The 12,657-nt window shown below is 65.7% G+C and carries 16 protein-coding genes; 9 read left to right on the top strand and 7 right to left on the bottom strand.

Annotated features, from left to right (window positions below; genetic code table 11):
* Positions 1–159 precede the first annotated feature (159 nt).
* The 5 genes from purL to grxD all read left to right on the top strand — a co-directional run bounded on the left by purL (position 160) and on the right by grxD (position 3,962).
* Positions 160–2,322: a phosphoribosylformylglycinamidine synthase subunit PurL gene (purL, locus tag B6K69_RS01190; protein WP_108642487.1), complete on the top strand. Its 2,163-nt coding sequence runs from the start codon at positions 160–162 to the stop codon at positions 2,320–2,322.
* Positions 2,322–2,792 carry a GNAT family N-acetyltransferase gene (locus B6K69_RS01185; protein ID WP_108642486.1) on the top strand — a complete coding sequence of 157 codons (471 nt, stop codon included), beginning with the start codon at positions 2,322–2,324 and terminating at the stop codon, positions 2,790–2,792. Before purL ends, B6K69_RS01185 begins: the two co-directional genes overlap by 1 nt.
* On the top strand, positions 2,789–3,283 hold the full coding sequence (locus tag B6K69_RS01180) for a GNAT family N-acetyltransferase (protein WP_164681855.1): 495 nt from the start codon (positions 2,789–2,791) through the stop codon (positions 3,281–3,283). The genes B6K69_RS01185 and B6K69_RS01180 overlap by 4 nt, the downstream gene beginning before the upstream one ends.
* A gap of 65 nt (positions 3,284–3,348) precedes the next feature.
* A complete protein-coding gene (locus B6K69_RS01175; protein WP_107672891.1) occupies positions 3,349–3,591 on the top strand; it encodes a BolA/IbaG family iron-sulfur metabolism protein in 243 nt (80 codons plus the stop codon).
* 11 nt (positions 3,592–3,602) lie between these two features.
* On the top strand, positions 3,603–3,962 hold the full coding sequence (grxD, locus tag B6K69_RS01170; protein ID WP_108642484.1) for a Grx4 family monothiol glutaredoxin: 360 nt from the start codon (positions 3,603–3,605) through the stop codon (positions 3,960–3,962).
* Between the two features lie 90 nt (positions 3,963–4,052).
* Here grxD and B6K69_RS01165 read toward each other — a convergent pair whose 3' ends face one another.
* From B6K69_RS01165 to B6K69_RS01155, 3 genes are read right to left on the bottom strand one after another with little or no spacing between them, the layout of a single operon-like run.
* Positions 4,053–4,388: an MliC family protein gene (locus tag B6K69_RS01165; RefSeq protein ID WP_108642483.1), complete on the bottom strand. Its 336-nt coding sequence runs from the start codon at positions 4,386–4,388 to the stop codon at positions 4,053–4,055.
* Complete coding sequence (locus B6K69_RS01160; RefSeq protein ID WP_107672894.1) at positions 4,385–4,759, bottom strand: cell division protein ZapA; 375 nt, start codon at positions 4,757–4,759, stop codon at positions 4,385–4,387. Before B6K69_RS01160 ends, B6K69_RS01165 begins: the two co-directional genes overlap by 4 nt.
* Entirely contained in the window at positions 4,752–5,255 is a 504-nt protein-coding gene (locus B6K69_RS01155) for a hypothetical protein (protein ID WP_108644716.1), read from the bottom strand. The genes B6K69_RS01160 and B6K69_RS01155 overlap by 8 nt, the downstream gene beginning before the upstream one ends.
* Before the next feature lie 217 nt (positions 5,256–5,472).
* On the opposite strand from B6K69_RS01155, the gene tkt reads away from it, so the two are divergent.
* Together tkt and B6K69_RS01145 are read left to right on the top strand one after the other, a co-directional pair.
* The gene (gene tkt, locus B6K69_RS01150) at positions 5,473–7,488 is read left to right on the top strand and encodes a transketolase (RefSeq protein WP_108642482.1); all 2,016 of its coding nucleotides are present in this window, start codon (positions 5,473–5,475) and stop codon (positions 7,486–7,488) included.
* 120 nt (positions 7,489–7,608) lie between these two features.
* Entirely contained in the window at positions 7,609–7,968 is a 360-nt protein-coding gene (locus B6K69_RS01145) for a hypothetical protein (RefSeq protein ID WP_108642481.1), read from the top strand.
* A gap of 18 nt (positions 7,969–7,986) precedes the next feature.
* Here B6K69_RS01145 and B6K69_RS01140 read toward each other — a convergent pair whose 3' ends face one another.
* Both B6K69_RS01140 and B6K69_RS01135 read right to left on the bottom strand, forming a co-directional pair.
* The gene (locus tag B6K69_RS01140; protein WP_108642480.1) at positions 7,987–8,466 is read right to left on the bottom strand and encodes a VOC family protein; all 480 of its coding nucleotides are present in this window, start codon (positions 8,464–8,466) and stop codon (positions 7,987–7,989) included.
* Positions 8,467–8,498: 32 nt separating this feature from the next.
* Positions 8,499–9,623 (bottom strand): anhydro-N-acetylmuramic acid kinase, encoded by a 1,125-nt coding sequence (locus tag B6K69_RS01135; RefSeq protein WP_108642479.1) that lies wholly within the window; start codon positions 9,621–9,623, stop codon positions 8,499–8,501.
* Positions 9,624–9,680: 57 nt separating this feature from the next.
* Between B6K69_RS01135 and tyrS the strand changes: the two genes are divergently transcribed.
* Positions 9,681–10,934: a tyrosine--tRNA ligase gene (gene tyrS, locus B6K69_RS01130; protein ID WP_108642478.1), complete on the top strand. Its 1,254-nt coding sequence runs from the start codon at positions 9,681–9,683 to the stop codon at positions 10,932–10,934.
* A gap of 2 nt (positions 10,935–10,936) precedes the next feature.
* Positions 10,937–11,443 (top strand): hypothetical protein, encoded by a 507-nt coding sequence (locus B6K69_RS01125; protein ID WP_108642477.1) that lies wholly within the window; start codon positions 10,937–10,939, stop codon positions 11,441–11,443.
* 28 nt (positions 11,444–11,471) lie between these two features.
* Here the strand turns inward: B6K69_RS01125 and B6K69_RS01120 are convergent, their stop codons facing one another.
* Both B6K69_RS01120 and B6K69_RS01115 read right to left on the bottom strand, forming a co-directional pair.
* Positions 11,472–12,029, bottom strand: coding sequence for a peptidylprolyl isomerase (locus tag B6K69_RS01120; RefSeq protein ID WP_108642476.1), 558 nt, complete (start codon positions 12,027–12,029; stop codon positions 11,472–11,474).
* A complete protein-coding gene (locus tag B6K69_RS01115; RefSeq protein ID WP_108642475.1) occupies positions 12,019–12,528 on the bottom strand; it encodes a peptidylprolyl isomerase in 510 nt (169 codons plus the stop codon). The genes B6K69_RS01120 and B6K69_RS01115 overlap by 11 nt, the downstream gene beginning before the upstream one ends.
* Positions 12,529–12,657: the final 129 nt, after the last annotated feature.

Genomic DNA, 12,657 nt, shown 5'->3' with positions numbered 1-12,657 from the left:
GGCGCAGCCACGAGTTGCTGCCGGTGCAAGGTCAGGGCCGCCCCTGATACCTGTGAAAATGCGGGCACAACGGGCGCCGCCCCCCTTGCAGGGGCTTTCGCGCCGGGGCGGCATCGGATAGGACGCGCGCATCCCCTTGCCGCGACCGGAGGCCCCGTGATGAGCGAACCCCAGATCACCCCAGACCTTGTGGCGGCGCATGGGCTGAAGCCGGACGAATATCAGCGCATCCTGCAGATCATCGGGCGCGAACCGACCTTCACCGAACTGGGCATCTTCAGCGCGATGTGGAACGAGCACTGTTCCTACAAGTCGTCGAAGATCCACCTGCGCAAGCTGCCGACCACCGGCCCGCAGGTGATCTGCGGACCGGGTGAAAACGCCGGCGTGGTGGACATCGGCGATGGCGATGCGGTGATCTTCAAGATGGAGAGCCACAACCACCCCTCCTACATCGAACCGCATCAAGGCGCGGCAACCGGCGTGGGCGGCATCCTGCGCGATGTCTTCACGATGGGCGCGCGGCCGATCGCGGCCATGAACGCGCTGTCCTTCGGCCTGCCCAGCCATCCGAAGACGGCGCATCTGGTCAAGGGCGTGGTGGAAGGCGTGGGCGGCTACGGCAACGCCTTTGGCGTGCCGACGGTGGGCGGCGAGGTGCGGTTCCACAAATCCTATAACGGCAACTGTCTGGTGAACGCCTTTGCCGCCGGACTGGCCCGCACGGATGCGATCTTCTATTCCGCCGCCAGCGGCGTGGGGATGCCGGTGGTCTATCTGGGCGCCAAGACCGGCCGCGATGGCGTGGGCGGCGCCACCATGGCCAGCGCCGAATTTGACGAGACCATCGAGGAAAAGCGCCCCACGGTGCAGGTCGGCGACCCCTTCACCGAGAAATGCCTGCTGGAAGCCTGCCTTGAGCTGATGGCCAGCGGTGCGGTCATCTCGATTCAGGACATGGGCGCGGCGGGGCTGACCTGTTCCGCCGTGGAAATGGGTGACAAGGGCGGCCTTGGCATCCGGCTGCAACTGGATGACGTGCCCCAGCGCGAAACCAACATGACCGCCTATGAGATGATGCTGTCGGAAAGCCAGGAGCGGATGCTCATGGTGCTGAAGCCCGAGATGGAGACGGAAGCGCGGGCGATCTTCAGGAAATGGGATCTGGACTTCGCCATCGTCGGGGAAACCATTCCCGAAGACCGCTTCCTGATCCTGCACGGCAATGAGGTGAAGGCCGACCTGCCGTTGTCGAAACTGGCGTCCAGCGCGCCGGAATATGACCGGCCCTGGGTCGAGACGCCCCCCGCCCCCGCCCTGGTTCCCGTGCCCGAGATCGGCCTGCTGGATGGGCTGCGGGCGCTGATCGGCAGCCCGAACCACGCCCACAAGGGATGGGTCTATGAACAATACGATGCCCAGGTCGGCGCCGACACGCTGGTGACGCCCGGTCTGCCCGCCGGCGTGGTGCGTGTGCATGGCACCGGCAAGGCGCTGGCCTTCACCAGCGACGTGACCCCGCGCTACGTCAGGGCGAACCCTGTGCAGGGCGGCCGGCAGGCCGTGGCGGAAGCCTATCGCAACCTGACCGCCGTGGGCGCGCTGCCCCTGGCAACCACCGACAACCTGAACTTCGGCAATCCCGAAAAGCCCGAAATCATGGGGCAATTCGTCGGGGCGCTGAAAGGCATCGGTGAGGCCTGTATCGCGCTGGACATGCCGATCGTGTCGGGCAACGTCAGCCTTTACAACGAAACCGATGGCCAGCCGATCCTGCCCACGCCGACCATCGGCGCCGTGGGGCTGCTGAAATCTCTGGATGAGCTGATTGCTGGCAAGCCCGAAACCGGCGATCTGGCGGTGCTGGTGGGCGCGACCAAGGGCCATCTGGGCCAGTCGGCGCTGCTGGCGGAAGCCTTCGGCATTGAATCGGGCGATGCCCCGCCGGTAGATCTGGTGGCCGAACGCCGCAATGGCGAGTTCATCCGCGCCAACCGCAAGGCGCTGCGCGCCTGTACCGACCTTGGCGATGGCGGGCTGGCGCTGGCGGCCTTTGAAATGGCGGAAGCCGCGGGTCTGGGTGTCTGGATCGACGCCAACGACATCCCCTTCCTGTTCGGCGAGGATCAGGCCCGCTATCTGGTGGCGGTGGCACAGGCCGATCTGGCCGGGTTGCAGGCCGCGGCCAAGGCGGCCGGCGTGCCGCTTGCCCTGGTTGGCCAGTTCGGTGGCGAGACGGTGACGCTTGGCAGCGAATCCGCCCCGATGGCCGAATTGTCGAAGCTGTATCGCTCGGCCTTCGCGGCAGCTCTGGGCGTCTGATGCTGCGCCGGATCGGGCCTGACAGCCCGGACCTGCCCCGTATTGCGGCGTTGATCGCGGCGCATCCCCGGACCCTGTTGCAACAGACCGAAGCCGACGTGCAGGCGCTTGCGGCAGACCCGGACAGCCGGGTTCTGGTGTGGGACCGGGGCGAAGGTTTTGCCGGATTTGCCACCATCGAGGCGCTTTATCCGCAGGTGGTGTTCCTGACCAACCTGGCGCTGGCGCAGCCGGGGCGCGGCGACGGGGGCGCGCTGATCCGGGCCGCGCTGGACGTGGCTTTCGCCGACATGCGGGCGCATCGCCTGTTCTGCGACATTGCCTTTGACAATGCCGCGGGTCTGGCCGCCTTTGCCCGGGCCGGACTGGTGCGCGAAGGCACGATGCGCGAATGTTGGCTGCGGGCCGATGGCTGGGTGGATTGCCACGCCTATTCGATGCTGGCCCGGGAATGGAAGGCCCTGACATGACCCTTCGGAACGCGACTCCGGCCGACATCGGCTTCATCCGCAGCCTCACGACCCGGCCCGACTATGCGCCCTTCATTGGGGACAGCGATGAGGCCACCTTGCAGGGCTGGATCGACAGCCCCGAGGCGCGGGTGCTGATCTGGGACGAAGGCAAAGGCCCGGCGGGCTTTGCCATCTTTCGCGAGATCGGTGATCCGTCGGGGCGGGTGGAACTGTTCCGCATCGCGCTGGCGCAGGCCGGCGGCGGGCGGGGCGATGCCTTCTTCGCCGCGCTGGTGGACTATGGCTTTGCCACGCTTGGGGCGGCGCGGATCTGGCTGGATGCCAGCGGGGAAAACCCGCGCGCAATGAAAATCTACGAACGCGCCGGGTTCCGCCGCGAAGGGGTGCAGCGGGCGCAATGGTGGCGAACCTGCCTTGGCCGGGCGGTGGATCTGCATCTTTTCGGAATGATGCGGGACGAATGGCAGGCCGGACCGCCCCCACCCTGATGCCGCACTTGCAGGCCCTGCCCCTTGGACATACATCTTAGGCCAGTCAATGAATGAGGCCCGCAATGGCGATGGAAGCCGAAGACATCGAGGCGCTGATCCGCGCTTCCTTTCCCAAAGCAAAGATCACCGTGATCGACACGGCGGGCGACGGCAACCACTGGGCGGCGGAAGTGATCGACGAATCCTTCCGCGGCATGAACCGGGTGCAGCAGCAGCGCGCGGTCTATGCCAGCCTGAAAGGCAAGATGGACGGCGCGCATGGTGAACTACATGCGCTGGCGTTGACCACCAAAGCTCCGGACTGAAAGGACAAGGCATGAGCGCGCAGGATCAGATCCGCGAGACGATCACCAAGAACGACGTGGTGCTTTACATGAAGGGCACCAAGATGATGCCGCAATGCGGGTTCTCGTCCCGCGTTGCCGGGGTGCTGAACTATATGGGCGTCGACTATGTTGACGTGAACGTGCTGGCCGATGCCGATGTGCGGCAAGGCATCAAGGATTTCTCCGACTGGCCGACCATTCCGCAGCTTTATGTGAAGGGCGAATTCGTCGGCGGCTGCGACATCGTTACCGAGATGACGCTGTCGGGCGAGCTGGACGCGCTGTTTGAGGCCAAGGGCGTGGCCTATGACAAGGACGCGGCGAACAAGATCCGCGAAGCAAACGCCTGATTAACGCGGCAAATTCCTTCGAAGGAATTTGCAAAAAACTTCGAAGATTTTTGCGCCCGGCGGTCCCCGCCGGGCGTTTACTTTTCCGGTTCAGCCGGATTCCTTGCAGTTCTGCAGGATCGGCGTCTCTTCCCCGGCTTCCTTCCAGTACAGCGTCGCCTCGTCGCCCTTGGTCCACCAGACGTAGTTTGCACCGTCCGAAGGCCAGCCGTAGCGGGCCCCCGAGGCCGCAGGTTCATTGTAAAGGGTGATCTGGGTGCCCTCGACATGGATCACCGCCAGCGACAGGTCGGCGGCGTTGACATAGGTGGCCGGCACCATAACCCCGCGGTCGCAGGTGTAGCGCGTGGTCAGAACCTGGGTCTCCTCGGCAACCGCAGGAGCGGCAGCCAGGGCCGCCAGAAGCATCAGCGAGATCCGTTTCATGCGCGGGCCCTTTCTTCGGTGCGGTCGGCCAGCGCCTCGGCACGGGCAGCGATTTCGGCCAGCGTCTCGAAAATCTGCGGCGGCACCACCGGCACCTCAACCCGCTGCGCGGGCGGCGCGGGGCGGGCTTCCAGTTCGGCCACGCGGGCCCGCAACTGGCGCAACTCGTCTTCGCCGGCGGCGGTCTTGTCTGCCAGCATCAGCCCGGCCATCAGCAGCATCTTGGGTTCCGGCACCCGCCCCATCGCCGCGATCAGCGGTTGCGCTTCGGCATCCAGCATCTGGGCCGCCGCGCGCAGGAAATGCTCTTCGCCCGGCTGGCAGGACACCACAAAGGGCCGGCCACCGATAAGGACTTCGATCTCAGGCATTTTCCGCCTCCGTCAGATGTTCGTCGAGGGCGGCCGTCAGCTCATCCAGCTCGGCCAGTTCCGAAAGGCGCGTGGCGCGCAGCGCGTCAAGTTCGGCCAGCATGGCGCGGTTGATCTGCGCTGCATCCACGGTGCCGGCGTCCTGCGCTTCGCGCAGGCGGCGCAGTTCCTCGCGCAACAGCACCGCCGTCTTGCGCATACGCTGCAATTCCAGACCCTGCACATCAAGCTGGCGGGTCATCTTTTCGATCCGCTCATCCTGCGGGCTGCGGCCCGCAGCTTCGCGGTCGCGGATCGCGCGCAGGCGCTCACGCAATTGGGCTGATGTGGCCCGCTCGGCCGCAAGCTCGGTGCGGATCTGGTCAAGCTCCAGCGAAAGTGCGGCCACGGGAACAGCCGGCGGCGGGGCGACAGCGGGCGGCGGGCTGTCCAGCCCCCGACCGATACGGTCCAGCGCGGCGCTGATCCGGCGTTCAAGTTCGATGATATCCTGCATCCGCTGCCCCTTCCCGAATCCGTCGCTGCGGGGCTGTTCCGCCCCTTCGGACACGGCCTGCGAATCGCCCCGCAAACCTGCTTGGGCAATCTTATCGCGAAACCGGGGGAAAGCGGCCAGCCTTTCTTCCCAAGGCCTTGGCGAGCAAGCTTGATCTTGCCAAGGCGGGCCGGTATCGCGGAGGCAACCCTGTTGCAGCCCCGAAAGGACCGCCATCGTGGAAATCGCCGCCCTTCGCGCCCGCCACCCCGACCACTGGATGCGGGCAACCGCGATCCGCGCGCTGACGCTGGATGCCGTGGCCGCGGCCAATTCGGGCCATTCCGGTATGCCGATGGGCATGGCCGATGTGGCGACGGTGCTGTTCTCGAAACACCTGAAGTTCGATCCCAAAGCGCCCCGCTGGCCGGACCGCGACCGTTTCATCCTGTCGGCGGGCCATGGCTCGATGCTGATCTACAGCCTGCTGTACCTGACCGGCTATCAGGATGTGACGCTGGATCAGATCAAGAACTTCCGTCAATGGGGGTCCATCACCGCAGGCCACCCGGAATACGGCCATGTGGCCGGCGTTGAAACCACCACCGGCCCGCTGGGCCAGGGCATTTCCAACGCCGTGGGCTTTGCCATGGCCGAAGAACACCTGCGCGCCCGCTGGGGGGCCAAGGTGCAGGACCATTACACCTATGTCATCGCCGGTGACGGGTGCCTGATGGAAGGCGTCAGCCAGGAAGCCATCGGCATTGCCGGTCGTCACAAGTTGAGCCGGCTGATCGTGCTGTGGGACAACAACGACATCACCATCGACGGCAAGGTGTCGCTGTCGGACGTGACCGACCAGAAGGCCCGCTTCGCGGCCAGCGGCTGGGATGTGTTCGAATGTGACGGGCATGACCCGGATGACATTGACCGTGCCATCACCGCCGCAAAGGCCAGCGCCGGCCCGGCCATGATCGCCTGCAAGACGCATATCGCCATCGGCCATGCCGCGCAGGACACTTCGAAGGGCCATGGCGCGCTGACGGACAAGGCGCAACTGCAGGCCGCCAAGGACGCCTACGGCTGGCCCGGCGCCGCGTTCGAGGTGCCGAAGGACGTGAAGGCCTGGTGGGAATCGCTGGGGGCCAAGGGCGCAAAGGCCCGTGCCGACTGGGAAATCCGGCTGGCCACGCTGTCGACGGCCAAGCAGGCCGAGTTTGCGCGCATCTTCGCGGGCGAGCCGGCTCCGAAGCTGGGCGCGGCCATTCGCGCGGTAAAGAAGGCCGCGGTCGAGGCGCCGGCCAAGCTGGCCACCCGGTCGGCCAGCGAAAAGGTGCTGGCGGCGGTCAATCCGGTGATGACCGAGACCTTTGCCGGATCGGCCGATCTGACCGGATCGAACAACACCAAAACGTCTGATCTGGGTATGTTTGACGTAAGCTCCAGAGGCGGACGTTACATGTACTGGGGCATCCGCGAACACGGCATGGCGGCGGCGATGAACGGCATGGCGCTGCATGGCGGCGTGCGGCCCTATTCGGGCACGTTCATGGCCTTCACCGATTACGCCCGCCCGTCGATGCGGCTTTCGGCGCTGATGGGGCTGCCGGTCGTCTATGTGATGACGCATGACAGCATCGGTCTGGGCGAAGACGGCCCGACCCACCAGCCGGTCGAACATCTGGCGATCAGCCGCGCCACGCCGAACACGCTGGTGTTCCGGCCCGCCGATCTGGTGGAAGTGGCGGAATGCTGGGAACTGGCGCTGAGCCAGACCGGCACCCCGTCGGTTCTGGCGCTGAGCCGGCAGAACCTGGCGGCCGTTCGGACGGCGCACACCAACCAGAACCTTTCCGCCAAGGGCGCCTATGTGCTGGCCGAAGCCACCGGCAAGCGTCGGGTGATCCTGATCGCCACCGGGTCTGAAGTGGAGATCGCGCTGAAAGCCCGCGAGGCGCTGGAGGCGGAAGGGATCGGCACGCGCGTCGTCTCGATGCCGTCGATGGAACTGTTCGCTGCGCAGGACGAAGCATATCGCAAGAAGGTGCTTCCGGCAGGCCCGGTGCGCGTGGCCATCGAGGCCGGCGTGCGGCAGGGCTGGGATCGCTGGCTGCTGGGCGAACGCGGGCGTGACGGCAAGGCCGATTTCGTGGGCATGTCGTCCTTCGGCGCCTCGGCCCCCTATGAGCGGCTTTACAAGGAATTCGGCATCACCGCCGAAGCGGCCGTCGCGAAGGCGAAGGCGCTGCTCTGAGCCCAGATGCCCGGAGCGTTCAAACGCTCCGGGCCGGTCTCTTGAACGAACAATCCTGGCCTTTGGCTGTGTTCGCGGCCCCGCCGCTATGGGCGGGCGCCTGTTGTAGGGGTTATCTTCATGGCAAAAAGACTGGCATTTCTGCTGATCGCCGCTGGCCTGATCGGCTTTGGCGCCTGGCGTCAATTCGGCGCCCCTGACGTGCCGGCAGCGGACAGCGCCCGGTGCGAGGCCATTGTGGCCGAACTTTACCAAAGCAGCCCCGAGACCGTTGCGACGATGGCCGCAAGCTGCGGCGATGCCGGAATGGTGGCGATGATGGATGCGCGCAAGGCCGGCGACGGCGCGTCAGAGGCTGCGGCCTCGGTCGCGGCGGCGAACCGATCGGACATCGTGGGGACGCTGATCAACTGCGCCCTGATCGGGGCCGGGATCGGGGCGCTTGGCGCCGCCTTTGGTGCGGCCCGCCGCAAGGCCTGACGGCCGGGCGTCCCCGGGTCAGCCGCGACGGGCGGCGTCGATCCGGGCCACGTCCATCCTGGTCATTTCCATCATCGCGGCGAAGGCACGCGCCGCTTCGGCGCCGCCTGCGGCCAGCGCCTCGGTCAGGGTTTGCGGGGTGATCTGCCACGACAGGCCCCAGCGATCCTTGCACCAGCCGCAGGCGCTTTCCTGCCCGCCGTTGCCGACGATGGCGTTCCAGTAACGGTCTGTCTCGGCCTGATCCCGGGTGGCGATCTGGAACGAAAAGGCTTCGGACTGGCGGAAAGCCGGCCCGCCGTTCAGCCCAAGGCAGGGGATGCCAAGAACGGTGAACTGCACCGTCAGCACATCGCCCGCCTTGCCTGACGGGAAATCGGTTGGCGCGCGCAGGATGGACTGCACCGCACTGTCGGGGAAGGTTTCGGCGTAGAACCGCGCCGCCCCTTCGGCGTCATTGTCATACCAGAGGCAGATCGTGTTTCGGGCGATGGTCATGGCAACGCTCCTTTGTCTGAACGGCGCTGGGATCAGGCGTCGGGCCGGCTGACCTGTCCACCGCCGACATTGGCGGCCACGCCGGTGGTCGCGGGGCAGGACGTTGGCAGGCCGCGCAACACGCGGACGGCAAGGAAGGCAAAAGCCTGGGCTTCCAGCATATCCCCATTCAGGCCGGCTGTCTCAACCGGCTCAACCTTGCAGGGGAAGCCGCGCGACAAGTGGCGCATCATCACCGGGTTCAGCCGGCCGCCGCCGGTGACCAGCAGACGGCTGGCCGGGGCCGGAAAATGCTCGGCCCCCTTCACCACGGCAGCAGCGGCGGCGGCGGTCAGCGTGGCGGCGGCGGCGGGGGTGTCCAGCTTGCGAACGGATTCCAGCAGGCTGTTGAAATCGTTTCGATCCAGCGATTTGGGCGGCATCTTCAGGAAATAGGAATGATCGAGAAAGGCCTCGATCACCTGACGCTTGACCCGGCCTTTCGCGGCCACCGCCCCCCCTTCGTCGCAGTCCCGGCCCAGACGGCTGCGCATCAGGTCATTCAGGGGGGCATTGGCCGGGCCGGTGTCGAAGGCAAGAAGCGCGCCTTCGGCCTCGGGCGCGGCGGCGGCTGGGTTGACCCATGTCAGGTTGCCGACGCCGCCAAGGTTCAGGAAGGCCACGGGTTCGGTCGCCCCGATATAGCGGGCCAGCGCGAAGTGGTAGAACGGCGCCAGCGGCGCGCCCTGCCCGCCAAGCGCCACGTCGGATGACCGGAAATCCCATACGACAGGCAGACCCAGCACCTGCGCCAGCAAGGCGCCGTTGCCGGCCTGATGGGTGCCGCGTCCGCGCGGATCATGTGCAAGGGTCTGGCCGTGGAAGCCGACCAGCGCCGCGCCGTCAAAGCGTGACAGAAGTTCGGCATGGGCGGTTTCCACCACTTCCGCCGCCTCGGCCACGCCGGGTTCGCCCGGCCAGCGGCCAAGGGCAGCGCGCAGGGTGGCCTGTTCGGCGGGCGTATAGGGGCGATAGGCGTGGGGGCCGAATTCCAGCACGCGATGGCCATCGGTCAGGATCATCGCCGCATCGACGCCATCCAGCGAGGTGCCAGACATGGCGCCAAGCGCCCAGACCGGCGCCTGATCGGTGGTCTGGTCCGCCCTGCCCTTCGCCATCTTTCCCTTCGCTCCCTGCCCCGCTATACCGCTGCCATCTTTAAGCACGGGTGCCCCATGACCTACCATCCGAAATCCGACTTTCTGCGTGTGATGTTCGAGCGCGGCTTCGTGGCCGATTGCACCGATTATCAGGCGCTGGACGAGGCGTTTCGCAAGGGCGTGGTGCCGGCCTATATCGGCTATGATGCCACGGCGGCCAGCCTGCACGTTGGCCATCTGATGAACATCATGGTGCTGCGCTGGCTGCAGAAATGCGGCGGCAAGCCGATCACCCTGATGGGCGGCGGCACCACCAAGGTGGGCGACCCGTCCTTCCGCAGCGAGGAACGCCCGCTGCTGACGCCCGAGAGGATTGAGGAGAACATCGCCGGGCTGAAGCAGGTCTTCGCGCGGTATCTGGATTATTCGGACGCGCCCAATGGCGCGATCATGCTGAACAATGCCGAATGGCTGGACGGGCTGAACTACCTGGATTTCCTGCGCGACATCGGGCGGCATTTCAGCGTGAACCGGATGCTGTCGTTTGAATCGGTCAAGTCTCGGCTGGACCGGGAACAATCGTTGAGCTTCCTTGAGTTCAACTACATGATCCTGCAAGCCTATGATTTTCTTGAAATCCACCGCCGCTATGGCTGTCTGTTGCAGATGGGCGGGTCGGACCAGTGGGGCAATATCGTCAACGGGATCGACCTGACCCGCCGGGTGATTGATGCCGAGATCTACGGGCTGACCACGCCGCTTCTGACCACCAGCGACGGGCGCAAGATGGGCAAATCGGCCAGCGGCGCGGTCTGGCTGAACGGCGCGATGCTGTCGCCCTACGAATTCTGGCAGTTCTGGCGCAACACCACCGATGCCGACGTGGGCAAGTTCCTGAAGATCTTCACCGAGCTTCCGGTTGACGAATGTGACCGGCTGGGCGCGCTGCAAGGGTCGGAGATCAATCAGGCGAAGATCCTGCTGGCCAACCTGGCGACCGGCCTGCTGCATGGCGAAGAGGCCGCGCAGGCGGCCGAGCAGACCGCCCGCGAGGTGTTCGAGAAGGGCGGCGTGGGGGACGATCTGCCGACCGTCCGCGTCAGTGCTGCCGAGGTGGCGGATGAGGGCGTCGGGATCGTACAACTGTTCGTGCGCGCGGGGCTGGCCGGCAGCGGCAAGGATGCCAAGCGGCTGATCCTGGAAGGCGGCGCCCGAATGAACGACGAGATCGTCACCGATGCCGGGATGCGGCTGAAGGCGGGCGATCTGGCTGACCCTGTGAAGTTGACGGCGGGCCGCAAACGGCACGCCCTGGTGGTGTTGGACTGAAGATGATGCAGTGCAAGGTGATGTGTCTGGCGGCTGTTGCCGCAGTGGCTGTGGCCGGGGTGGCCATGGCCTGCCCGATGGAACGGGCGGTCTATGTCGAACCGGAAACCGGGGCGAAGCTGCACTTTCGGGCGGCCGAATCCTGGGAACAGGCCGGCATGACCAAGCATGTGATGGATCTTGACCTGCCCGATGGCCGCAAGCTGTGGGGCGTGGTCAGTGAAAACATGGGCACCAGCCGCGACACCGGCAACCTGTTCCTGGGATGCGAACGGCCCGGCCCTGACAGCACGTTGCCGACCGAGGCGGAAATGGCCGAGTGCCGGGTCTGGAGCGGTGTGGTCTATGCGCTGGCCGGCAGCCGGATCGCGGATACGCCCTATCCGCAGGACGAAGCCCCGCCGGCGCTGATCCTGTCGGATGTCGGGCGGCAGTTGCGCTATGCCGTGATGGACGGCCCGCAGGATGCGATGTGGGACCAGTTCAATCTGGAAAGCTGCACGGAATGACAAAGGGGGCCGACCGGCCCCCTTTTCGTTATTTCTGGACGGTGACCTTGGTCATCACATCCGGGTTGCTGGGCGGTTCGCCCCGCTTGATGGCATCCACCACATCCATGCCGGAAATCACCCGGCCCACGACGGTATATTGCCCATCAAGGAAGCTGCCGTCCCCGAACATGATGAAGAACTGGCTGTTGGCCGAGTTCGGGTCCTGGCTGCGGGCCATGCCGACGATGCCGCGCTGGAACGAGATGTTCGAGAATTCGGCCGGCAGATCGGGCAGGCTTGACCCGCCGGTGCCGGCATAGGCCAGATCGCCCCCGGCCTTGCCATTCTGCACGTCGCCGGTCTGGGCCATGAAGCCGTCGATGACGCGATGGAAAACCACGTTGTCATAGGCGCCCTGTTCGGCAAGCGCCGTGATCTGCGCCACATGCTTGGGCGCCACATCGGGCAGCAGGTCGATGACGACGGTGCCCTTGGCCTGGCCCGACACCTGAATCACCAGGTTGGGGCCTGCCAGATCGGGCACGTCCTGCGCCAGCGCGGGCGTGGCCAGCAGGAAGGCGGCGGCGATGATCTTACTGAACATCGGCAGCCACCCGGACGGTGATCATGCGGTCGGGGTTGGCCGGCGGTTCGCCCCGGGCGATCTTGTCGACATGTTCCATGCCCGAGATCACCCGGCCATAAACGGTGTATTGCCCGTTCAGGAAGTGGTTGTCGGCGAAGTTGATGAAGAACTGGCTGTTGGCCGAGTTCGGGTTCTGCGACCGGGCCGCGCCCAGCGTGCCGCGGTCATGCGGCAGCTTGGAAAATTCGGCCGGCAGATCGGGGTATTTGGAACCGCCGGTGCCGGCGCGGCGCGGATTGTAGTTGTTTTCCATGTTGGCGTTTTCCACATCGCCAGTCTGGGCCATGAACCCCTGGATCACGCGATGGAAGGCCACATTGTCATAGGCCTTGTCACGGGCCAGTTGCTTCATCCGCTCGGTATGCTTGGGGGCGACTTCGCTGAGCAGCTCGATCACCACTTCGCCGTCCTTCAGCGTCAGGATGATGGTGTTTTCGGGGTCCTTGATCTGGGCCATCCGTATTCTCCGGGTTTCATTTCGCGGCGAAAGGTAGCGACCGGTCGCCGCAAGGGGAAGGACAAAAGGGTGTGATCGGTTGACCTTGGGCATGTTTGGACGGAAAGAGGGGGCAACACCCAACAGGAG

The sequence above is a fragment of the Pseudogemmobacter blasticus genome (assembly GCF_003071405.1).
GTDB lineage: Bacteria > Pseudomonadota > Alphaproteobacteria > Rhodobacterales > Rhodobacteraceae > Pseudogemmobacter > Pseudogemmobacter blasticus.
Note: the sequence above shows the minus strand (reverse complement) of the source record. Positions and strands in the feature narration are given on the sequence as shown.